Origin of the sequence: Caballeronia sp. LjRoot29, from assembly GCF_964252755.1 — a bacterium.
In the GTDB taxonomy this organism is placed as follows: domain Bacteria; phylum Pseudomonadota; class Gammaproteobacteria; order Burkholderiales; family Burkholderiaceae; genus Caballeronia.
On sequence record NZ_CAXUPU020000014.1, the window covers coordinates 1 to 21885 of the forward strand.

At 60.6% G+C, this 21885-nt stretch carries 17 protein-coding genes; 11 read left to right on the plus strand and 6 right to left on the minus strand.

Annotated elements, in window-relative coordinates; translation table 11 throughout:
* The first annotated feature begins 395 nt into the window (after positions 1-395).
* The 3 genes from ACSQ83_RS16915 (at position 396) to ACSQ83_RS16925 (ending at position 5233) form a co-directional block, all read left to right on the plus strand.
* A complete protein-coding gene (locus ACSQ83_RS16915; protein ID WP_414952408.1) occupies positions 396-1703 on the plus strand; it encodes a dicarboxylate/amino acid:cation symporter in 1308 nt (435 codons plus the stop codon).
* A gap of 85 nt (positions 1704-1788) precedes the next feature.
* Positions 1789-3798 carry a sensor histidine kinase gene (locus ACSQ83_RS16920; protein ID WP_436228940.1) on the plus strand — a complete coding sequence of 670 codons (2010 nt, stop codon included), beginning with the start codon at positions 1789-1791 and terminating at the stop codon, positions 3796-3798.
* Positions 3799-3892: 94 nt separating this feature from the next.
* Positions 3893-5233 carry a sigma-54-dependent transcriptional regulator gene (locus tag ACSQ83_RS16925; RefSeq protein ID WP_414952410.1) on the plus strand — a complete coding sequence of 447 codons (1341 nt, stop codon included), beginning with the start codon at positions 3893-3895 and terminating at the stop codon, positions 5231-5233.
* Between the two features lie 102 nt (positions 5234-5335).
* Here ACSQ83_RS16925 and ACSQ83_RS16930 read toward each other — a convergent pair whose 3' ends face one another.
* Positions 5336-5872 carry a peroxiredoxin family protein gene (locus tag ACSQ83_RS16930; protein WP_436228941.1) on the minus strand — a complete coding sequence of 179 codons (537 nt, stop codon included), beginning with the start codon at positions 5870-5872 and terminating at the stop codon, positions 5336-5338.
* Positions 5873-6130: 258 nt separating this feature from the next.
* Here ACSQ83_RS16930 and ACSQ83_RS16935 point away from each other — a divergent pair, with 258 nt between their 5' ends.
* The gene (locus tag ACSQ83_RS16935; protein WP_436228942.1) at positions 6131-6745 is read left to right on the plus strand and encodes a hypothetical protein; all 615 of its coding nucleotides are present in this window, start codon (positions 6131-6133) and stop codon (positions 6743-6745) included.
* 386 nt (positions 6746-7131) lie between these two features.
* On the opposite strand, the gene ACSQ83_RS16940 is transcribed toward ACSQ83_RS16935, so the two are convergent.
* Together ACSQ83_RS16940 and ACSQ83_RS16945 are read right to left on the minus strand one after the other, a co-directional pair.
* A complete protein-coding gene (locus ACSQ83_RS16940; RefSeq protein WP_436228943.1) occupies positions 7132-8826 on the minus strand; it encodes a YifB family Mg chelatase-like AAA ATPase in 1695 nt (564 codons plus the stop codon).
* A gap of 102 nt (positions 8827-8928) precedes the next feature.
* Positions 8929-9213, minus strand: a complete 285-nt coding sequence (locus ACSQ83_RS16945) for an accessory factor UbiK family protein (protein WP_414952413.1) — start codon at positions 9211-9213, stop codon at positions 8929-8931.
* 463 nt (positions 9214-9676) lie between these two features.
* Between ACSQ83_RS16945 and ACSQ83_RS16950 the strand changes: the two genes are divergently transcribed.
* From ACSQ83_RS16950 to ptsP, 7 genes are all read left to right on the plus strand, one after another.
* Entirely contained in the window at positions 9677-10015 is a 339-nt protein-coding gene (locus tag ACSQ83_RS16950; protein ID WP_031364354.1) for a P-II family nitrogen regulator, read from the plus strand.
* 32 nt (positions 10016-10047) lie between these two features.
* Positions 10048-11538 carry an ammonium transporter gene (locus ACSQ83_RS16955; RefSeq protein ID WP_414952414.1) on the plus strand — a complete coding sequence of 497 codons (1491 nt, stop codon included), beginning with the start codon at positions 10048-10050 and terminating at the stop codon, positions 11536-11538.
* A gap of 287 nt (positions 11539-11825) precedes the next feature.
* Entirely contained in the window at positions 11826-13115 is a 1290-nt protein-coding gene (gshA, locus tag ACSQ83_RS16960) for a glutamate--cysteine ligase (protein WP_414952415.1), read from the plus strand.
* A gap of 151 nt (positions 13116-13266) precedes the next feature.
* Entirely contained in the window at positions 13267-14226 is a 960-nt protein-coding gene (gshB, locus tag ACSQ83_RS16965; RefSeq protein ID WP_414952416.1) for a glutathione synthase, read from the plus strand.
* 358 nt (positions 14227-14584) lie between these two features.
* Positions 14585-15100: a PTS sugar transporter subunit IIA gene (locus tag ACSQ83_RS16970; protein WP_414967131.1), complete on the plus strand. Its 516-nt coding sequence runs from the start codon at positions 14585-14587 to the stop codon at positions 15098-15100.
* A 129-nt stretch (positions 15101-15229) separates the two neighbouring features.
* A complete protein-coding gene (locus ACSQ83_RS16975) occupies positions 15230-15499 on the plus strand; it encodes an HPr family phosphocarrier protein (protein WP_414952418.1) in 270 nt (89 codons plus the stop codon).
* Positions 15500-15733: 234 nt separating this feature from the next.
* The gene (ptsP, locus tag ACSQ83_RS16980; protein WP_436228944.1) at positions 15734-17494 is read left to right on the plus strand and encodes a phosphoenolpyruvate--protein phosphotransferase; all 1761 of its coding nucleotides are present in this window, start codon (positions 15734-15736) and stop codon (positions 17492-17494) included.
* Here ptsP and ACSQ83_RS16985 read toward each other — a convergent pair.
* The 3 genes from ACSQ83_RS16985 to ACSQ83_RS16995 form a co-directional block, all read right to left on the minus strand.
* A complete protein-coding gene (locus tag ACSQ83_RS16985; RefSeq protein WP_436228945.1) occupies positions 17482-18723 on the minus strand; it encodes an autotransporter strand-loop-strand O-heptosyltransferase in 1242 nt (413 codons plus the stop codon). The two genes, ptsP and ACSQ83_RS16985, sit on opposite strands and share 13 nt — an antisense overlap.
* Before the next feature lie 149 nt (positions 18724-18872).
* Entirely contained in the window at positions 18873-19631 is a 759-nt protein-coding gene (locus tag ACSQ83_RS16990; protein ID WP_436228946.1) for a HesA/MoeB/ThiF family protein, read from the minus strand.
* A gap of 340 nt (positions 19632-19971) precedes the next feature.
* Entirely contained in the window at positions 19972-21585 is a 1614-nt protein-coding gene (locus tag ACSQ83_RS16995; RefSeq protein ID WP_414952422.1) for a S41 family peptidase, read from the minus strand.
* Positions 21586-21885: the final 300 nt, after the last annotated feature.

The window sequence follows — 21885 nt, forward strand, 5'->3', positions numbered from 1 at the left end:
TCTAAACCTCTCCAATCGGCCGGAACGCATCACGTCACTGACCGCCGTACCAAACACCCCAAAAACCTCGGGAAAGCCCGTAGATAAAGCGTCTCAGGGATAACCCGAATGCCGTCTGGATGGTCGGACGATGTCATTCCCGAATTCCGGAAACACGGATTTTGACCGCTTCTTGTCAACAAAAAACCCTTAAAAATCAACGCTAAACCCGAGTCAAAAACTGGCATCGACCTTGCAATATGAAGGGCAGGCCAGACAGCCCACAAAAAAGACAGGGAGACGACTCGATGCACCCCATCCCATCCAGCTTGATCTGATTTTGCCGACGCCAGACGCGCATCGCCGCAACCTAGCGCCGGCGCGTTTTTGTCTCACCCTTTTGCGACTCGCCGACCATGCCCGGAACCACTGTGACAACCGTCAAGAAACCTTTTTATAAAGTCCTGTACGTGCAGGTGCTGTTGGCGATTGCCATCGGCATTGCGCTCGGGCATTTCTATCCCGCGCTCGCCACCGAGATGAAACCGCTTGGCGATGGCTTCATCAAGCTCATCAAGATGGTGATCGGCCCAATCATCTTCTGTACGGTCGTGACCGGTATTGCCGGCATGGAAGACATGAAGAAGGTCGGGCGCGTGGGCGGCAAGGCGCTGCTGTACTTCGAAGTCGTCTCCAGCTTCGCGCTCGTGCTCGGCCTGGCCGCAACGCACCTGCTGAAACCGGGCGTTGGCTTCAACATCGATCCGGCTACGCTGGATGCCAAGGCAGTCGCCTCGTACGCCGCGAAGGCGCACGGCCAGACGACCACCGACTTTCTCATGCACATCATTCCGGACACGATCTCGTCGGCATTCGCTCAAGGCGAAATCCTGCAGATCCTGCTCGTCGCGCTGCTGTTCGGCGCGGTGCTGGCTACCGCCGGTGAGAAAGGCCGCGTGGTGACGAGCTTTATCGAAGGCTTGTCGCACATCCTGTTCGGCATCGTGCGCATCATCACGAAGCTGGCCCCGATCGGCGCGTTCGGCGCAATGGCGTTCACCATCGGCAAGTACGGCATCGGCTCGCTGGTGCCCATGCTCAAACTGATCGGCACGTTCTATCTGACATCGATCGTGTTCGTGGTCGTCGTGCTCGGCGCGATTGCACGCATGGTGGGCTTCAACATCTTCCGCTTCGTCGCGTACATCAAGGAAGAAATGCTGATCGTGCTGGGCACGAGCTCGTCGGAAGCCGCCTTGCCGCAACTGATGCTCAAGCTCGAAAAGCTCGGCTGCTCGCGCTCGGTCGTCGGTCTCGTGGTGCCGACCGGTTATTCGTTCAACCTCGACGGCACCAACATCTACATGACGATGGCCGTGCTGTTCATCGCCCAAGCGACGAATACGGACCTCACGTGGACGCAGCAACTGACGCTGCTCGCGGTGACCATGCTGACGTCGAAGGGCGCAAGCGGCGTGACCGGCGCTGGGTTCATCACGCTGGCTGCAACGCTGGCTGTGGTGCCGACCATCCCGCTGTCGGGCATGGTGCTGATCCTTGGCATCGACCGCTTCATGAGCGAGTGCCGCGCGTTGACGAACATCGTGGGTAACGGTGTGGCGACGGTGGTTGTCGCGGCATGGGAAAAGGAACTGGACCGCAACAAGCTGCGCGATCAGCTCAAGCACGGCGCAGTGGATACCGAAGCCGAAACCGTGTCCTGATCGGGCGAAGCAGCGGCTTATCTACGCGCGCTGCTTACCCGATACTTCCATTCACGCCTATTCACGCGAATCAGGATCAACAGCAATGAAAGCGGCGAAGCATTCGGTGGCGGATGCTTCGCCGCGTCCGTTTACGGGGACTGTCGCGAAGACGCCGGCCGACAACGCATTCGAAGCGGTGCGTGCCACAATCGGGGGTCTCCATCGTCTGGAACCCGTTCACGTGACGCGGCGTTTGATCGTTTTCCTGATTCTTCTCGCTGCGCTCGCCGGCGCGTGCACGCTGACGTGGAGCATCGCGTGGCAGCGTGGCCTCGACACCTTGCGTCAAAACGCGGCGGCGCGCGTCGACCGCACGACGGCCGAGCTGAAAAGCACGCTCGACCGTTACGAATATCTGCCTTATCTGCTGTCGCGCCATCCGTTCGTGCAGGAAGTTCTCGCCGATCCGAACCCGCAATTCGCCGCCCGCGCGGACCATTATCTCGCCGACCTCAACACGCGCGCGCGCGCCACCGCGACCTACATCATCCAGTCGAACGGGCGCTGCGTGGCGGCAAGCAACTGGAACGGCCCGGATAGTTTCGTGGGAGCGGAATACCTGTTCCGGCCATATTTCGTCGATGCCGTCAAAGGCGGGACCGGCCGCTTTTTCGGACTGGGCACCATCTCGCGCGAGCCCGGTTATTTCATCTCGCAACCCGTACTCAAAGAAGGTACGCACGAGATTATCGGCGTGGCGGTGGTCAAGCTGAATCTCGAATGGCTGCAAGGCGCCGATGCTTCCGAGCCGCTTCTCGTCACCGACGATCACGGCGTGATCTTCCTGTCGTCCGTGCCGGCGTGGAAATATCACACGCTGCGGCCGCTGCCTAAGGATATCGAAGCGTCGGTTTATTCCGCGCGGCAGTACGCGCAGCATCCGATCACCGCGTTGCCGATGACCGTCGTGCGCACGCTCGAAGGCGGCGCGCAAATCGTGCGCGTGGGCGGCGGCCGTGATGCGCCGAGTTTCCTCGCCACGCAGCGCGCGCTGGGCGAGCCCGATTGGCACTTGATGACCATGGTCTCACTCGATCCGGCAGTCGATGCCGCGTGGAGCGCGACCATCGTGACGGCGCTGGTGTTTGTGTCGCTGTGTTTGCTCGCGTTCTACTGGCGCATGCGCCGTGCGCGGGTACGCGAAATGATCCGCAGCCGCGCGTTGTTGCAGACCGCTTATGCCGAGTTGAACGAACGCGTGGCTGAGCGGACGGCGGATTTATCGGAGGCGAACGCGTTGCTGACCAAGGAGGTGAGCGAGCGCACGCGGGCCGAACAGGACTTGCGCGCCGCGCACGACGAACTGATCCAGGCGAGCAAACTCGCGGCGCTCGGACAGATGGCGGCGGGCATCACGCATGAGCTGAACCAGCCTCTCGCTGCGTTGCGCAGTTTCTCCGACAACACCCGCGTGCTGATCGAGCGCGGCGATCACGTGGCGGCGCATGAGAATCTAGAGGCGATCGCCGCGCTGACCGAGCGAATGGGAAAGATCACGAATCAGCTGAAATTGTTTGTATCGAAGGCCCGTCCGAAAAACGCGCGTACCGATGTCGGTCGCGCATTGCGCAACGTGCTCGCCATGTTGCAACCGCGCATGAAAAACGTGGCGCTCGCCTTCAACGCCAACGAACGAGCCGATTCCAGTCCACCGCTTTACGTGCGCTGTGAAGACCTGCGGCTGGAGCAAATCCTGATCAACCTGATCGGCAACGCGCTGGACGCGGTGGCCGCGTGCGATGTGCCGCGTATCGAAATCGAATTGATGAGGCATGAAAGGACCGTCGACATCGTCGTGCGCGACAACGGTCCGGGCATTCCACCCGACGTCCTGCCGCGCCTTTTCGAGCCGTTTTTCACGACGAAGGAAATGGGCCACGGATTGGGTTTGGGGTTGGCGATTTCATCGGCTATCGCACGGGATTACGGCGGCACGCTGGTCGCGCGCAATCTGATCCCGCAGATGGAAGTGGATGGGCCCGAAGGCGGCACGCAGGCCGACGCGGATCGCTCGCACGGCGCAGAATTCGTGATTACGCTGCATCGCGCGTGACCGGCGCACCAGCACGCTTCGCTTGCTGGGAAAATGCCGGGGCACAAAGGCGATTCACGCTGAAAGCAGCAACACGACGCAGGAGTAGAAACCCATGACCACAGGCCTTCAGGTGATCTTCATCGAAGACGATGAACTGGTGCGCCGCGCAAGCGTGCAAAGCCTTCAGCTCGCGGGCTTCGAGGTGACCGCATTCGGCAGCGTGGAGGGCGCGTCGCGTCTGATCGATGCCAGTTTCCCCGGCGTGATCGTGAGCGATATCCGCCTGCCGGGCGCGAGCGGTCTCGACCTTCTGGCTCAATGCCACGAACGCGCGCCCGAAGTACCGGTGATCCTCGTGACAGGCCACGGCGATATCTCGATGGCCGTCCAGGCCATGCGCGACGGCGCCTACGATTTCATCGAAAAACCATTCGCGTCGGAGCGCTTGATTGAAGCGGTCCGGCGCGCGCTGGAACGGCGCACGCTCGTGCTGGAGAATCGCGCGCTGCGGCGCGAACTCGCCGGGCAAAGCAGCGTGGCGCCAAGGATCATCGGACGCAGCCCGGCGATTGAACAGGTGCGCAAGCTGATCGCCAACGTAGCGCCCACCGACGCCTCCGTGCTGATCAACGGCGACACCGGTGCCGGCAAGGAACTGATCGCGCGCAGTCTGCACGACTTGTCGCCGCGCCGGGACAAGCCGTTTATCGCGGTGAATTGCGGCGCGTTGCCCGAGCAGATGTTCGAGTCGGAGATGTTCGGCTACGAAGCCGGCGCGTTCACCGGCGCGCAGAAACGCCGCATCGGCAAGCTCGAACATGCGTCGGGTGGCACGCTGTTCCTCGATGAGATCGAAAGCATGCCGCTCGCGCTGCAGGTGAAATTGCTTCGGGTGCTGCAGGACGGTGTGCTGGAGCGGCTTGGCTCGAATCAGCCGATCCGCGCGAATTGCCGTGTGATCGCCGCCGTGAAGGGCGATATGGCCGAGCACGTCGCGGCGGGCACGTTCCGGCGCGACCTGATGTATCGGCTGAACGTGGTGACGATCACGCTGCCGCCGCTTGCTGAACGCCGCGAAGACGTGGTGCCGTTGTTCGAGCATTTTCTGCTCGATGCCGCCGTGCGATACGAGCGCCCCGCGCCATTGCTCAGCGATCGCCAGCGAGCAGAACTGATGCAGCGCGACTGGCCGGGCAATGTGCGCGAACTGCGCAACGCGGCGGACCGGATGGTGCTGGGTATCATCGACGAAACAGGCGTTCCGCTCGATGCCGCCACGCAATCGCTCAAGGAGCGCACGGAGCAGTTTGAACGTGCGGTGATCGGGGAGGCGCTGGAGCAGTGCGGCGGCGTGGTGGCTGCCGCAGCCGATCGGTTGCAGCTCGGCAAGGCTACGCTCTACGAGAAGATCAAGCGTTATGGGCTGGCGGCGAAGGGTGAGGCTGAGCGCTAGGATTTTCTGCGTATCGTTACGCTCGCCATAAACAAAAACGCCCGCCGATGAATCGGCGGGCGTTTTTGTTTTGCTCGTGTAACGCGTGTGCTCTCGGCGACTTCAGGCTGCGTTCAGCGCTTTGTCGAGAAGCGCGTCGAGTTCTGCGAACGTCGGCTCGCCGACGTAGCGCTTCAAGATCTTGCCGTCCTTATCCACGACAAACGTAGTCGGCGTCAGTTGCACGTTGCCGAACTGCTTTGCTGCGCTGCCGTCGTCCATGGCGACCTTGAACGGCAGGTTGCGCGTCTGCGCGTAGTTGGTGACGTACATTGGCGCGTCGTATTTCATCGCCACTGCGACGAATTCCAGGCCGCGGCCCTTGAAACGGTTATACGTGTCGACCATCGCCGGCATCTCTTTCATGCAGGTTTCGCAATCGGTCGCCCAGAAGTTGATCAGGTAGACCTTGCCCTTGAGATCCGTCGATGTCGATATCTTCTGGCCCGACAACAACGTGAACGTCGCGTCCGGAACACGTTGCTGACCGCCGAACGCAAAATAGCCGGTGCACGCGATCACGCCCGCGACAATCGCCATCACGACGTAGCGCAGCGGGCTCTTGCTGCGCCCCGGTGAAACCTGTGAATTCTCTGACATGGAAACCTCGAGCGTGCTCGGTTCGTACTGGGTTCGTACCCGATCCGTAGTTGGCAAATTCGCAACGACGCCAGCTTGACTGGATGGACCGCATTTTAGCCCCAATCTTGAAAAGGCGTTTTGCCGATGGCTGCCTGAGCCTTGCCGTGAGCTGTTTGGAAGACAGGGCGCCGCCTCGTTCGAACGCTGCCACTTTGGTCGCCGGCGACGGTTTCAGCACCGGCAGCGGATAATCACGCTTTTCCCCGCAGCTTTCTCATGATCCGATCTTTTCCCCGCGCCTTGAAGCGCGCTGTTTTTGATACCGCCGGGCGTTCCCCGCGCACGTTGCTCAAATCGGCCGCTTCGGCCACCACGCTCTTGATCACCGCCGGCGCGCTGTTGGCGTGCACGCCGTCCTACGACTGGCGCACGATCCAGAACAACGACGACGCCTACGAAGTCACCTTCCCGGCGAAGCCGCGCTCCGATGCCCGCGATATCGACATTGCCGGCAAGCCCATGCACATGAAGATGCAGACGGCCGAAGCTGGCGACGCGGTATTCGCCGTCGGTACGGTTGACCTGCCCGATGCCGACCCCGCGACCCAGCGCGCCGCGCTCGATTTTCTTCAGCAAGGCTTGGCCCGCAATCTCAACGCCGCGCCCGCTGCGCACCCGGTGGATATCGAAGTGGCGGCCGGAGGACGTTTGTCCGGCGCGGAAATCACCGTCAGCGGCACGAGCGGCAACACCGAAAAAAGCGAAACGCGTCAGATCCGGGCGCGTTTCATCGCCAAAGGGAATCACGCATACCAGGTCGCGATCGTCTCGACCAAGGCCCCGCCGCCCGATCAAATCGACCAGTTTTTTTCCTCGTTCAAACTTTTCTAAATATTTGCCCTAAACCGCATGCATTCATTCGCGCCTATTTCTCAAATTGAACGACACGCAGCAAACGTTTCGCGCATGAGAAATCGCACAAGCATTTTCAGCTAAAACTAGGATTTGTCTCAGTTTTTTGAACTATCCACAGAGGCTGTGGATAACTTTGTGGAAAACCTCACGGGAGCCTCGCCAAGTGCCCGTCTGACGCGGCTTTCCTTACTTTGCCTTGAATCAGTGCACCCGAAAATAGTTAATTAAATCAATGGTCTGCTGATCATTGCCAAAATCAGTGTTTGATCAGATGTTAGGGAAACGCAGAACGTTGCAGTGTGCATAAGTCAAGTCTTGACAGGCGATTTTCTTTTTTGTGAGGGCTGCAACGCGGCGGTGGATTATGCGGTCGTAAATGCCCGTCGATATTGAATCGCTTCGGCGAGGTGCGCCGCGGTCGGCGAATCCGCCGCCGCGAGATCGGCGATCGTGCGGGCCACTTTCAGCACGCGGTAATACGCCCGCGCTGACCAGCCAAATCGTTCGCCGGCCTCGCGAAGCAGGGCTTCGCCGGTGGCATCGAGTTGGCAGACGGCGTCCACTTCACGGCCGTCCAGCTCACGATTCGTCTTGCCTTGCCGTTCGAGTTGCCGGTCGCGCGCGATAGCAACGCGCCGCGCCACGACGGCGCTGGTTTCGCCGACGGATGCCTTTCTCCCCGACAATTCCGCCGGCGACAGGGCGGGCAGTTCGATCTGGATATCGATGCGATCCAGCAGTGGCCCGGACAGTTTGCGCAGGTAACGCGTGGCGACATCAGGCGTGCAGCGGCATCGGCCGTTCGGATCGCCGCGCCAGCCGCACGGGCAGGGATTCATGGCTGCGACCAATTGACACGCCGCCGGAAAATCAGCCTGATGCGCGGCGCGCGAAATCGTGATGCGGCCAGCCTCCAGCGGTTCGCGCAGCGTTTCAAGCACTTTCCGATCGAATTCTGGCAGTTCGTCGAGAAAAAGAACGCCTAGATGCGCCAGCGTGATTTCGCCGGGTTGCGGCGGATTGCGACCGCCAACTAGCGCAACGGAGCTCGACGAATGGTGCGGCGAGCGAAACGGCCGCTGGCGCCATTGAGAGGGCGAAAATCCGAGCATGCTCGCGGAGAGAATGGCCGCCGACGACAACGCTTCGTCATCGGTCATGGGCGGAAGGAGGCTGGGTAGCCGGGCGGCGAGCATTGACTTGCCCGCGCCGGGCGGCCCGACCATCAGCAGATGATGTCCACCGGCTGCCGCAACTTCGAGCGCGCGGCGTGCGCCGGGATGGCCAATCACATCGACGAGATCGGGCAACGGCGCGCGCTTGCGCAGCGGGGAATCGGGCGCTGCGCCGCGGATGGGCGTAAGACGGCCATCGACTGAACCGCTGAGATGTGCACACAAAGCGGGCAGATCAGAAGCGCCGAATACATCGATACCCGGCACCAGCGCCGCTTCCGCTGCACTTCCCAGGGGCAGATAGATTTCGGGCATGCGGGGATCGGACTCGCGAACGGACCCGCCTTCGAGCGCTGACCCCGACCCCGACCCCGACCCCGACCCCGACCCCGACCCCGACCCCGACCCCGACCCCGACCCCGACCCCGACCCCGACCCCGACCCCGACCCCGACCCCGACCCCGACCCCGACCCGGCGCGCGCATACTGACGCGCTGCACCACAGGCCATGGCGAACGCGCCGCGCATGGGGCGCAGTGCACCGGTCAACGACAACTCTCCGGCGAACTCCCGATGCAGCAGCGCCTCGGCCGGAATCTGGCCGCTCGCCGCCAGAATGCCCAATGCGATTGGCAAGTCGAAACGGCCAGACTCCTTAGGCAGGTCGGCGGGGGCGAGATTGACGGTGATGCGTCGAACCGGGAAATCGAAACCGCAATTCTGGAGTGCTGCGCGCACTCGCTCGCGGCTTTCGCGAACTTCGAGATCGGGCAGGCCGACGATTGAAAACGAAGGTAATCCATTGGCGAGATGAACCTCGACGGTCACCTCGGGCGCGCGCCCAGGGGCGGGCGCGCGGCTGCGCACCACGGCAAGCGACATGATTTTTCCCCGCTGCCGTTGCCTCGATGATTCGAGGCGCCGGCTTAATGACCCAACATCACGGCTCGCTTAGCCTATGACACGCTTTAGAACTTCCGGACGTTAGTCCTGGACGCTGGACGAACTCGACGAAGACGACGATGGTCCGCCGCCCAGCTTCGCTTCCAGTTTCGCGACGCGTTGTTCCAGTTCCTCGAGCCGGGCGCGCGTGCGGACGAGCACTTGCGTCTGAGTATCGAATTCTTCGCGTGTCACCAGGTCCAGTTTCGAAAAGCCCTGGGACAGCATGGCTTTCATATTCTTTTCAATGTCCTTTGCCGGCGAATTCTTAAGCAATTCGCTCATCTTGGCCTGGAAGTCATTGAATACGTCGTTCGGCTGTTTCATGCAGATTTCCTCTTGCGCACCATATAAGTGCATTCATTGTTAGCTCAGTGCTCCGGCAAACCGGATGATCCGTTTTGGTGCGCTTTCTCGCGCACCACGAGAACGGCGGCACATCCGCGCAGCATGTTTCTGCGCTTTGGAACTTGTCCGTTTGCCTGAACCTTGCGAGCACTCTAGCAACGTTCCACGGTGCGCGCCAGCGAACGCAAGCGTTGCTGGCCATCCGGTCTACCCCACGCACACCATGCCTTTCGAGCCAATCAGCAGGCTGCGGACACGCGCATGGCATACGAGTTGCATATGTGCCCCGGGCCTTGTCCGTGCGCGCTTTTCCGGGCGGTCGATAACGCGGCGCGGCGCAACAGACGCCGCTCGCGACGGGCATGAAGCAGCGAGGGAACCGGCATCGGACCAGATTAAGGCGCTCAAGCGCCAGCTCTGTTCGACACACAGCGAGGGATAAATGAAGCTCATTACCGCAATCATCAAGCCGTTCAAGCTCGACGAAGCACGCGAAGCATTGTCGGCTATTGGCGTCTCGGGCATCACCGTGACCGAGGTGAAAGGCTTCGGCCGCCAGAAGGGCCACACGGAGCTGTATCGCGGCGCCGAGTACGTGGTCGATTTCCTGCCGAAAGTGAAGATCGAAGCAGCGGTTTCCGACGACATCGTCGACCAGGCGATCGAAGCGGTCGAGCGTGCCGCCCGCACGGGCAAGATCGGCGACGGCAAGATCTTTGTCACCCCGATTGAACAAGTCATTCGCATTCGCACCGGTGAGACCGGCGCGGACGCTCTCTAAAAAAAGACACGGCGATAAGAGGAAACAGCAGAATGCGTAAATTATTGATGTCTTTGTTGATGGCGGGGTCGCTGCTGGGAGTCAGCGCCGGCACCGTGATGGCGCAGGATGCGTCCGCGCCAGCGGCTGCATCCGCCGCGGCCTCAGACACGACCGCAGCAGCGCCTGCCAGCGCACCGGATACCGCCAGCGCGGCCCCGGCGTCGGGCGCTGACGCAGCATCGGCGGCCGCTCCGGCTTCCGGCGCATCCGATGCCGCAGCCGCACCTGCCGCACCGACGGAACCGTTCTCTGTTGATTCGTCGAAGATCAATTCCGGCGATACCGCCTGGATGCTGACTTCCACCGCCCTCGTGCTGTTCATGACGATCCCGGGCCTGGCGCTTTTCTACGCGGGCATGGTCCGCAAGAAGAACGTGCTCGCGACCGTGATGCAGAGCTTCGCGATCTGCTGCCTGGTCACGATCCTCTGGACCGTGGTGGGCTACAGCCTTGCGTTCACGCCGGGTAACGCGTTCATCGGCGGCTTCTCGCGGGTGTTCCTGCACGGCATGAACTACATCCACGGCGACAAGGCGACCACCCTGACCGTCAGCCATCTGGCTCCGACGATTCCGGAATCGGTCTACTTCGTCTACCAGATGACGTTCGCGATCATCACCCCGGCGCTGATCGCCGGCGCGTTCGCCGACCGGATGAAGTTCTCCGCGATGCTGGTCTTCATGGGACTGTGGACGATCATCGTCTACTCGCCGATCGCGCACATGGTCTGGGAACCGACGGGCTGGTTGTCGGCCGCTGGCATCCTGGACTTCGCAGGCGGCACGGTGGTTCACATCAACGCCGGTATCGCAGGCCTGGTGTGCTGTCTGGTGCTCGGCAAGCGCGTCGGTTACGGCCGCGAAGTCATGGCGCCGCACAACCTCGTGCTCTCGCTGATTGGTGCTTCCATGCTGTGGGTCGGCTGGTTCGGTTTCAACGCGGGTTCGGCAGTGGCGGCTGATGGCCGTGCCGGGTTCGCAATGCTGACGACGCAAATCGCTACCGCATTTGCCGCATTCGGCTGGATGTTCGCCGAATGGCTGGCCAAGGGTAAGCCTTCGGTGCTCGGCATCATCTCGGGCGCGGTGGCCGGTCTGGTGGCCATTACGCCGGCTTCGGGTTTCGTCGGCGTGACCGGCGCGATCGTGATCGGTATTGCGGCTGGCGTGGTCTGCTTCTGGTCGGCAACGTGGCTCAAGACGAAGCTCGGCTACGACGATTCGCTCGACGCGTTCGGCGTCCACGGCGTGGGCGGTATTCTCGGCGCGCTCCTGACCGGCATCTTCGCGGTCAAGGACATCGGCGGCGCGGACGGCAGCATCCTGCTGCAAGCCAAGGGCGTGCTTACCACCCTGGTCTACAGCGGCGTGGTCAGCTTCATCTTGTTGAAGGTTATCGACATGGTCATGGGTCTGCGTGTCACAGAAGAAGAGGAACGTGAAGGCCTCGACGTGACACTGCATGGCGAGCACGTCGAATAAGAAGTTTTCGTTTTGGGCGATGCCCGGCGCGAGAGGCCGCGGCGTCGTCCCTATCATCGTGCGCAGGCTTTAAGCACGACTCCGAGACAAGCGCAGCGATTTTGCCCGCCCACTGACCGGCGGGCATTTTTTTGTTCCGATTTTGTACGAGGTAACGGTTTCCGGCAGGCAGGATTGATGCAAGCAGCGGCACGAACCGTGCGAATAGGCTTGGGAAAAGGGAGTTCATACCCAAATACGTGAGGCGTTTGCTCTACAATCTTTCCTCTTAAGTCCGCGAGTCATCAATGGTTCCGCACCTCGTTACGGCTTTAAACGGCCCCTTGCTCGATCTCGAGCGGAAGATACTCGACGCGACGCCGTCCATCGAACGCTGGTTCCGGCTGGAGTGGCAAGAGCACACTCCGCCGTTCTACTGCTCGGTAGACTTGCGCAACGCCGGTTTCAAGCTCGCTCCCGTCGATACCAACCTGTTCCCCGGCGGCTTCAACAACCTGCCGGTGGAAGTGCTGCCGCTCGCCGTCCAGGCCGCGATGGCGTCGATCGAAAAGATCTGTCCCGACGCAAAAAACCTGCTCGTGATCCCCGAGCGTCATACACGCAACGCGTTTTATCTCGAGAACGTTGCGCGGCTCGCGACCATCATGCGTCAGGCCGGGTTGAATATCCGCTTCGGCACGCTCGATGAAAATATTCACGGACCTGTCACTATCGCGCTGGCCGACGGGCAGAAGATCGTCCTGGAACCGCTTGAACGCACGCCGCGCCGGCTGGGCCTGAAAAACTTCGATCCCTGCTCGATCCTGCTGAACAACGACTTGTCCGGCGGCATTCCGCCGGTGCTGGAAAATCTCCACGAGCAATACTTGCTGCCGCCGCTGCATGCAGGCTGGGCCGTGCGCCGCAAGTCGAATCACTTTGCGTGTTATGACGACGTCGCGAAGAAGTTTTCGAAGCTTGTCGAGATCGATCCGTGGATGATCAACCCCTATTTCGCGCACGTGGAAGGCGTGGATTACGAGGCGCGGACCGGCGAGGAAGCGCTGGCGGATGCTATCGATGGCGTGTTGAAGAAGATCGCGAAGAAATATCGGGAGTACGGAATCAGCGAGAAGCCGTATGTCGTGATCAAAGCCGATGCCGGCACCTACGGCAAAGGTGTCATGACGGTGCACGACGCGTGCGAAGTCGCCGCGCTGACCAAACGTGAACGCGTGAAGATGAACGACGCGAAGGACGGTCTCGAAGTCCACGACGTGATCGTCCAGGAAGGCGTGCATACGTTCGAGCGCGTGGAAAACGCGGTCGCCGAGCCGGTGGTTTATATGATCGACCGGTATGTGGTCGGCGGGTTTTATCGTGTGCATGATTCGCGCAACCGCGACCAGAACCTCAACGCGCCGGGCATGCATTTCGTGCCGCTCGGCTTCGAACACACGGCCTTGCCCGACGCCCACGCGAAGCCGGGCGCCGCGCCGCCGAACCGCTTCTATATGTATGGCGTGGTGGCAAGGCTGGGGTTGCTCGCGGCATCGGTGGAACTGGAAAAGACCGATCCCGAAGCCATTCAGGTCTAAGCTTCAACCCATCACGACGGCCGCACGAAGTTGCGGCCGTTTTGCACTTCAGGCGCGAACCTGCGCGACGTGTTAAAAATCGCGTATTGCAGACTGCGGTCTGCCGCCACCTCTTGAATCAATCAAGGCCGAACGGCCGCTCTGGACGCTTATGGATATCCTTTTTATCGCCGATCCGCTCGATCATTTCAAGATCTACAAAGACACGACCTACGCGATGATGGCCGAAGCCGCGCGTCGCGGACACACGATCTACGCGTGCGAGCCGCAGCATCTGGCGTGGGTTGACGGCAAGGTCGAGGGGACGGTTCAGCGCATAACCATCGTCGGCGACGAAGCGGATTCGGCGCGCTCGCCGTGGCACGAAGCCGCCGCGCCGGAGATCCTCGACCTCAAGCATTTCGGCGCTGTCCTGATGCGCAAAGACCCGCCGTTCGACATGGAATACGTGACGTCCACGTGGCTTTTGGAACTGGCGGAGCGCACCGGCGCACGCATCTTCAACAAGCCAAGCGCGATCCGCGATCACTCGGAAAAGTTGGCGATTGGCGAGTGGCCGGAGTTCGTCGTGCCCACGCTGGTGACACGCGATGCCGCGCGCCTGCGCGCTTTCCACGCCGAACACGGCGATGTGATCCTGAAGCCGCTCGACGGCATGGGCGGCATGGGCGTGTTTCGCGTGAAGGCTGATGGCATGAACCTCGGCACGATCGTGGAAATGCTTAGCGACAACGGCGCGCGCAGCGTCATGGCGCAGAAGTTCATCCCGCAAATCACCGATGGCGACAAACGTATCCTGCTGATCGGCGGCCAACCCGTGCCGTATTCGCTTGCCCGGATTCCGCAAGGCAACGAAGTGCGCGGCAATCTGGCTGCCGGCGGTTTGGGCGTCGCGCAACCGCTCACCGAGAACGATCGCAAGATTGCGGAAACGCTGGGTCAGACGCTTTTCAATCGCGGCTTGCTGCTGGTTGGACTCGATGCCATCGGTGACTATCTGACCGAAGTGAACGTGACCAGCCCGACGTGCTTCCGCGAAATCATGGACCAGACAGGTTTCGATGTCGCCGGCATGTTCATCGATGCGTTGGAACGAGCGGCTGCAGCCTAGCAACAGGCTTCGCTCTCAAGCGGGAAAGCGGGAAAATTAGAGGGGGCTGTCGAAGAGGCAGCCCGGCTGTTGATTTCTCCCAGACTGTTACAATCTCCCGCTCATGAGATTCGTTTCGTGGCGCGATCCGGCCCCGAAATTGAAGTGGAAACTTGCTGCAGCGCAAAACGCTGCGCATTGCGTGCAAAATCCGACTAAGCTTACGTATAGACGCTCGTTGACCGTTTTGCACCCGGATCGATGTTGCAGTCGCGTTTTGCAATGTTTGTGCAGTATTTGGCGCCGCAATCGCATATATAACAGCAGGTTCCCACGATTTCCGACGTATCTCGTCGTTTTTGGGGCAGCACACTCTGACATGGCTGGCATTCTAATCATTGCTCACGCTCCGTTCGCTTCGGCGTTACGTGAGTGCATTACCCACATTTACGGCGGTTTGCCCGCGCGCATTGGCGTGATCGATGTGAAGCCGGATTGCGATCCCGTGGAAGTTCGGGCGTTTGCGCGCTCCGAAATCGACCGTCTGAAGGAAGAGAACGGTGCGATCGTCCTGACCGACGTATTCGGCGCAACGCCTGCGAATATCGCGCAAAGCCTGGCAAGCAACAGCGTTCGCGTACTTGCCGGCGTCAATCTGCCCATGCTGGTCCGCGCTGTCTGCTACAGGACCACGCCGCTCGACACGCTGGCTGAAAAATCGCTGCAAGGGGGATCGAAGGGCATTCAGGAACTCGATGCCTCGACGCCCGCCAATCCTTGCGCAATGGCCAGCGCCGCAGCCGCTGCGGCGGCCGCCGTGAGTAGTTGCGCTGCAGGCGTTGCCGCGACCAGTTGCATGCCGGCCAAGATACCGGCCAAGGCGGAAGCTCACTGAGTCAGCAGGTGGCGTTGATGCCCATTTGCCGGCTTGCTGGCAGCATACTGGCCGCACGTTAAAAGTCCGTTGGAAAAGAAATGACCCGGCTGCATCGCGTCAGCCATCTCACTTAGCGCCCGGAGCATCATGCTGCAACAGGAAACAACTATCGTGAACAAGCTGGGGCTGCACGCGCGTGCTTCAGCCAAGCTCACACAAATGGCAGGAAACTTTCAATGCGAGATCTGGATGAGCCGCAACGGCCGCCGGATCAACGCGAAAAGCATCATGGGCGTCATGATGCTTGCGGCGGGAATTGGCAGCACGGTGACCATAGAAACCGAAGGCTCCGATGAAGCCGAAGCCATGAAGGCCATCCTTGCGCTTATCGCAGATAAATTTGGCGAAGGACAATGACCTTGTCCTGCCTGCAGCACTCAGAAAAAGCCGCGCATCGACGCGGCTTTTTTGTGTCCGCAGACTGGACGACGGGTGACATAGGGCGCAATAAACTGCGTCGTTTTGTGACAGAAACTTGCTGCAGCGCGAAGGGTGTCAAATCGCGTTCGAATTTATAATGGTGCGCGGACTCGCATCGCCAGCCGGTGATCGACAAAACCGTGAGACACCCATAACTAGAGAGAGGTGCGCGTGTCGTTCACGCTGCATGGAATTCCCGTTTCGCGTGGTATCGCTATCGGCCGCGCGTATCTGATCGCGGCGGCTGCACTCGATGTCGACCACTATCTGGTTGAACCGGATCGCATCGACAGTGAAATTGAACGCTTTCACGCAGCGCAGGCGCAGGTTCACGCGGAGCTGGACGCTCTGCGCGACGACCTGGCTGCGGATGCGCCCAGCGAGATGGGCGCGTTTATCAACGTCCATTCCATGATCCTGAACGACGCCATGCTCGTTCACGAAACCATCGATCTCGTGCGTACGCGCCGCTACAACGTAGAGTGGGCGCTGACCGAACAGCTTGAAATCCTGAGCCGCCATTTCGACGATATCGAAGACGAATATCTGCGCGAGCGAAAGGCCGATATTCAGCAAGTCGTGGAGCGCGTTCTCAAAGCGCTGGCCGGCGCACCGTCCACCGCTACGCTCGTCGTCGATGGCGCGGCCACCAACGGCCACAACGACATGATCGTGGTCGCTCATGACATCGCGCCCGCCGACATGCTGCAGTTCAAGACCCAGGCGTTCAAGGGATTCGTGACGGACCTCGGCGGCCGCACCTCCCACACGGCTATTGTGGCTCGCAGCCTCGGCATTCCCGCGTCGGTCGGCGTGCAGCAGGCGAGCGCGTTGATCCGGCAGAACGACTTGATCATCGTGGATGGGGATCACGGCATTGTGATCGTCGATCCGGCGCCGATCGTGCTGGAAGAGTATTCGTACCGGCAGAGCGAGAAGGTGCTTGAGCAGCGCAAGCTGCAGCGCCTCAAGTTCTCGCCGACGCAAACGTTGGACGGCACGAAGATCGACTTGTGCGCGAACATCGAATTACCCGACGACGCCAAGACCGCGCTCGACGCGGGCGCAATGGGCGTAGGCCTGTTCCGCAGCGAGTTCCTGTTCATGAACCACAAGGACGAGTTGCCGGAAGAGGAGGAGCAATTCGCGGCCTACCGGCGTGCAATCGAGCTGATGAAGGGCCGTCCGGTGACCATTCGCACGATCGATGTGGGCGCGGACAAGCCGCTTGAGTCCATGAGCGGCGGCGACGGTTACGAGACCGCGCAGAACCCGGCACTTGGCTTGCGAGCGATCCGCTGGAGCTTGTCCGAGCCGCAGATGTTCATGACGCAATTGCGGGCAATCTTGCGGGCATCGGCGTTCGGCCGGGCGAAGATCCTGATCCCCATGCTCGCGCACGCGCAGGAAATCGACCAGACGCTCGACCTGATTCACGAAGCGAAGCGTCAACTTGACGACGCGGGGATCGACTACGATCGCAACATCCAGGTCGGCGCGATGATCGAGATTCCGGCGGCCGCGATTGCCGTGCGGCTGTTCCTGAAGCGGCTGGATTTCCTGTCGATTGGCACCAACGACCTGATCCAGTACACGCTTGCCATCGATCGCGCCGATAACGCCGTCGCGCATCTTTACGATCCCTTGCATCCCGCGGTGTTGCACTTGATCGCGTTCACGTTGCGTGAAGCGAAAGCGGCGGGCGTCCCGGTTTCCGTCTGTGGCGAAATGGCCGGCGATCCTTCCGTGACGCGCTTGCTGCTCGGCATGGGCCTCACCGAGTTTTCGATGCACCCAAGCCAGTTGCTCGTGGTCAAGCAAGAGATCCTGCGGGCGGATCTGAAGGCGTTGCAAAAGCCGGTCGCGGACGTGCTCGCCGCGTATGAACCCGCGGAGTTGCTCGCGTCGCTGGCCGTGCTTCAGAAGGCCTGAGCCTGAGTTTGAGTTTGTATAAGGCTGCGCTCGGCGATGAGTTTATCGACGACGCGCATCACGAACTCAGGGGTGATCACCGCCGTGCATTGGAACGGTTGCGACTTGTCGAAGCGGCGGGGGCACCAGGCGAAATTCTGGGCATCGAACTCGGTGGTCGTGTCGTTGAAGCAGCTATTGCAGCCGTGGAAATTGATCACGCGATACGGCGTGCGGAACTCGGTCGATGGATGCGAGAAGCCGCTGATCATGACCACGGGCGTACGGGCTGCCCATGCGAGCCACGATAGTCCGCTCCCCAATCCGATAAAGAAATCCGCGTGATGCAACAGGCTCATGCGTTCCTGCAACGGCCGGTTGCCGGTGAAATCCTCGGCGCCTTCCGGCATCAGGTTCATGTATTCCGCGTTGCCGTATTGCTTGTCGCGGTCAATGCACAACACTCTATAACCCAGCGTTTTCAAATGCTCGATCAGCGTCGGCCAGCCGCGCGGATTGTTCCAGTACTTGCATTGCGCGGTGGATTGCGTCGCGATGCATACATAACGTTCGGCAATCGTGCGCGTCTTGTTTTCTATCACCACATTCGGCCGGCGTTCCTCGCAAGGCACGCCCAGCAGATACGCGATCATGTCCTGCATGTTGCTGACGCGCGGATCGGTGGGCTGGTGATCGCGTTCAGAGAATGGTTTCAGCAGACCAAGGTAATACGTCGCGTAGTACGTACCGTTCTGGCGGTCCAGTTCAACCTCGGTCGCGATGTTCAGGTCCGGATAACCATCGCGGAAAAGCGGCTGCAAATGCGCTGGCAAAGGGAGGGAAACCTCGCAGTCATGTTGCTTGCGGAATGCATCGATAACCGGCACCCACGCGAGCGAATCGCCCAGTGCCAGCGCGTGCATGCGTAGCAAAACCTTCTTGCCGGTTGCGTTGTACGAATGGGAAAACACGAGCCGCGAGCCGTCGAATACTTCAAGCAGGAAGCGCACGAAGTACTTGCGTCGGCTCGTGATCACGGCGTTTGCTTCCACCGCTTCATCCAAGAGGACGTTGAATGTATCGAGATCGGTCATGCGGACACGCCAGCCATCGACTGGCACTTGTACGCGGCAACCGTAGTTGAAGTCGTAGAGGATGCCTTCCGGACCGCTCAGGGCGAGTGCGCCGGGCCGCGCGAATTCGGTTTCAATCCGGCCGCGTTGGGTGCTGGGGTGTGCTGTCTCGCTCACGTGTTGCTCCAGTAGCGTTGATAAGTGATGCGACCACGATAAGTCGGCCGAACCCTCAGGCAAATTGGAGAACTCTTAAATTTGAGACGGCGGCGCGAATAGACGTTCGCTTGGCAAGTGAAGGGGCGATGTCCGTTCCCGTGAACAAACTATTCCTGTGCGTGCGTTCCACAAACCGGGCAGGTCGCCTGTCGCGTAATGCGCATCGTGTTCCATTCCATGCGCAACGAATCGAGCATCATCAGGCGGCCTTGCAGCGTCGTACCGAAACCGCCAATCACGCGTAACGCCTCGGCCGCCTGCATCGCGCCGATGATGCCGACCGTTGGCGAGAAGACACCCATCGTCGAGCACGCGACTTCCTCGAACGCTTCGTCCGGCGGGAACACGCAGGCGTAGCAGGGCGATTCGGCGGAGCGAAAGTCGAAGGTGCTGATCTGGCCATCGAAGCGCAGCGCGGCGCCTGATACGAGCGGCACGCCGTGGGCAAAACAGGCGGCGTTGATGGCGTGGCGAGTGGCGAAGTTGTCGGTGCAATCGAGTACGGCGGTGGCCTTCGGGACGTTTGCGTCGAGCCACGCGGCATCGGCGCGAACGGCGGCCGTGGTGACCTTTACGCCGGGGTTGAGCGCCGCGAGCGTAGCGCGGGCAGAATCCACCTTTGGTTCACCAACCGATGCACTGGTGTGCAGGATCTGGCGCTGGAGATTGGTGAGGTCGACGGTATCGGCATCGACCAGCGTGATCTCGCCCACACCGGCTGCGGCCAGGTACATCGCAGCCGGAGATCCGAGACCACCCGCACCAATGATGATGGCGTGTGCATCGAGGAAGCGCTGTTGCGCTTCAATGCCGATTTCATCGACGAGGATATGCCGGGAATAACGGAGAAGCTGATCGTCGTTCATCGAGCGCTCAAGTAGGCTACGACCGGAACGCCTGGCAGCAGAAAGCAGGCGTGCGATCGCGTGAAATTGCCATTTTAAGCGCGTGTCGAGGAGAGTTGGCGTTAGCGCTTGATCAGCGCGTACTCCGGCACTGCGGCATTGCGGGTCCCATGGAGGGCGTCTACTCCCGGTTCCAATGCAATCATGGTATGCCGGGGTGAAGCTGAGGGGCAGAGGGAAAACTGGCGCGACACTCAGGGTGTGCCGGAAGAGACTGATGCGGATTCTTTGGTGCTTGCAGCTTGCTGTTGAGAATCGGTTGGCGCAGAAAAGCCCGCGCCAACCGAAACCTGGACAAAACTTACTGTGCAGCCGAAGCGGCGGCCGGTGCGGATGCCGGCGCCGGCGTAGCGTTTGCACCCGGTGCGCCCGACGCAGGCGTTGCATCTGCCCCTGGCGTAGCCGGCAACGCTGGCTTGACAACGATAGGAGCCGAAGCCGATGGAGCCGGCTTATCCTGCGCCAGTTTCCGTTCGGAATAAGACTTCGATTCCTGAACCGGCTTGCCTTCAAGCTTGTTCAGCGCTTGCGTGAGCATGAAGTCGTCAGCCGTGCCGAAGTCAACAGGCTTACGCTCGCGATCCTTGCGGCGCTGCTCCGGCGTCTTTTTGTCGTTCTGTTCTTCAAGAATCCGCAGTTGCTCGAGCCGGTCCGCTTCGCGCGCTTCCTGTTCCTTCTTCTCGTTCGGATCCTGCGTATTGGCCAAGTGGTTCGAATAATCCACTTCGCGCGTAACGAGCGCGTCGTCCGGATCACCTTCAGCGTATTGATCGACCGGAACGTCCGGGCGGATGCCCTTGTTCTGGATCGACCGGCCGCTCGGCGTGTAGTAATACGCCGTGGTCAGGCGCAGCGCGGTGTCAGCGGTCATCGGCCGGACGGTTTGCACCGAACCCTTTCCGAACGTGGTCTTGCCGACAATCAATGCGCGATGATGATCCTGCAGCGCACCCGCGACAATCTCGGAAGCCGACGCCGAGTACGCATTGGTCAACACGACCATGGGCACCTTCTTGAAGATTTCCGGGAGGTTCTTCAGCGGATCGGAGTCGAAGGAAGGCAGGCGATAGTTGTCGTAGGTGTCGCGGAAGGTTTGCTTCGCGTCCGCAATTTGTCCGTTCGTCGACACCACCACCGCGTTGTCCGGCAGGAACGCGCCGGCTACGCCGACCGCGCTCTGCAGCAAACCACCGCCGTTGTTACGCAGATCAAGCACGAGGCCCTTCAGGTCTGGCTGCTGGCGCGCGAGATCCTGCAGCTTTGCAGCGAGATCCGGCACGGTACGTTCCTGGAAGCTTGTGATCCGGATGTAGCCGTAACCTGGCGCCGGAACCTTCATCTTCACGCTCTGCACGCGGATGATTGCGCGCGTAACCGTGACAGGGAAAGTCCGGTCGTCGGTCTTGCGGAAAATGGTCAGCGTGACCTTGGTGCCCGGATCGCCGCGCATTTGCTTGACGGCGTTATCCAGCGTCATGCCGCGTACCGGCTTGTCATTGATGCGGGTGATCAGGTCGCCCGGACGAATGCCGGCGTGAAACGCCGGCGTATCTTCAATAGGCGAAATCACCTTGATCAAGCCATCTTCCGACGAAATCTCGATACCAAGGCCCGCGAAGCGACCTTTGGTCTGCTCCTGAAGCTCTTCGTAATCGGTTTTGTCGAGATAGGACGAATGCGGATCTAGGCTCGACACCATGCCTTTGATGGCCGCGGTGAGAAGCTTTTTATCGTCGACCGGCTCGACGTATTCATGCTTGATTTGCCCGAATACTTCGGCAAACAACCGCAATTGATCGAGCGGGAGAGGCGCGGTGGCGGCTTGCTGGGCAGATGCGGAGAGTTGCAGCGTTGCAAATGCGCCGGTAGCAAGGCCCGCGGCGATCAGGCCGATGTTTTTCAGGTTCTTTCGCATAGAGTCTGTTGCGGTCGGAAGCGGATTAGGCTGCGTCGTGGTTGACTGGGCAGTATAACTGCAAGCCTCGGACCACGACTTAAACGCAGCTTAAAGGGCTTCGCCGGGAAATGGATGGGCGGGGTTCTTTTAATGTGCGGCGGTTTCCAAACCGGTATACGGCCGCAAAAGTCGGGCCCGGTTTAAAGGTGATCCGCAAAGCATGAGATCGCATACCCTTTTTTCATGCGTTTGTACGATAAATGCCTGTGAGCTGGCGGAATGGCGAATCCGCGCGCTTGCCCGGATGCTGATTAATCT

Excerpts from the sequence above, each read along its gene's own strand:
- ACSQ83_RS16915 (WP_414952408.1), top strand. The coding sequence starts at position 396 with ATGCCCGGAACCACTGTGACAACCGTCAAGAAACCTTTTTATAAAGTC.
- ACSQ83_RS16970 (WP_414967131.1), top strand. The coding sequence starts at position 14,585 with ATGGCTGGCATTCTAATCATTGCTCACGCTCCGTTCGCTTCGGCGTTA.
- ACSQ83_RS16995 (WP_414952422.1), bottom strand. The coding sequence starts at position 21,585 with ATGCGAAAGAACCTGAAAAACATCGGCCTGATCGCCGCGGGCCTTGCT.
- gshA (WP_414952415.1), top strand. The coding sequence starts at position 11,826 with ATGGTTCCGCACCTCGTTACGGCTTTAAACGGCCCCTTGCTCGATCTC.
- ACSQ83_RS16955 (WP_414952414.1), top strand. The coding sequence starts at position 10,048 with ATGCGTAAATTATTGATGTCTTTGTTGATGGCGGGGTCGCTGCTGGGA.
- ACSQ83_RS16990 (WP_436228946.1), bottom strand. The coding sequence starts at position 19,631 with ATGAACGACGATCAGCTTCTCCGTTATTCCCGGCATATCCTCGTCGAT.
- ACSQ83_RS16975 (WP_414952418.1), top strand. The coding sequence starts at position 15,230 with ATGCTGCAACAGGAAACAACTATCGTGAACAAGCTGGGGCTGCACGCG.
- ACSQ83_RS16930 (WP_436228941.1), bottom strand. The coding sequence starts at position 5,872 with ATGTCAGAGAATTCACAGGTTTCACCGGGGCGCAGCAAGAGCCCGCTG.
- gshB (WP_414952416.1), top strand. The coding sequence starts at position 13,267 with ATGGATATCCTTTTTATCGCCGATCCGCTCGATCATTTCAAGATCTAC.
- ACSQ83_RS16950 (WP_031364354.1), top strand. The coding sequence starts at position 9,677 with ATGAAGCTCATTACCGCAATCATCAAGCCGTTCAAGCTCGACGAAGCA.
- ACSQ83_RS16945 (WP_414952413.1), bottom strand. The coding sequence starts at position 9,213 with ATGAAACAGCCGAACGACGTATTCAATGACTTCCAGGCCAAGATGAGC.
- ACSQ83_RS16940 (WP_436228943.1), bottom strand. The coding sequence starts at position 8,826 with ATGTCGCTTGCCGTGGTGCGCAGCCGCGCGCCCGCCCCTGGGCGCGCG.
- ACSQ83_RS16925 (WP_414952410.1), top strand. The coding sequence starts at position 3,893 with ATGACCACAGGCCTTCAGGTGATCTTCATCGAAGACGATGAACTGGTG.
- ACSQ83_RS16920 (WP_436228940.1), top strand. The coding sequence starts at position 1,789 with ATGAAAGCGGCGAAGCATTCGGTGGCGGATGCTTCGCCGCGTCCGTTT.
- ACSQ83_RS16935 (WP_436228942.1), top strand. The coding sequence starts at position 6,131 with ATGATCCGATCTTTTCCCCGCGCCTTGAAGCGCGCTGTTTTTGATACC.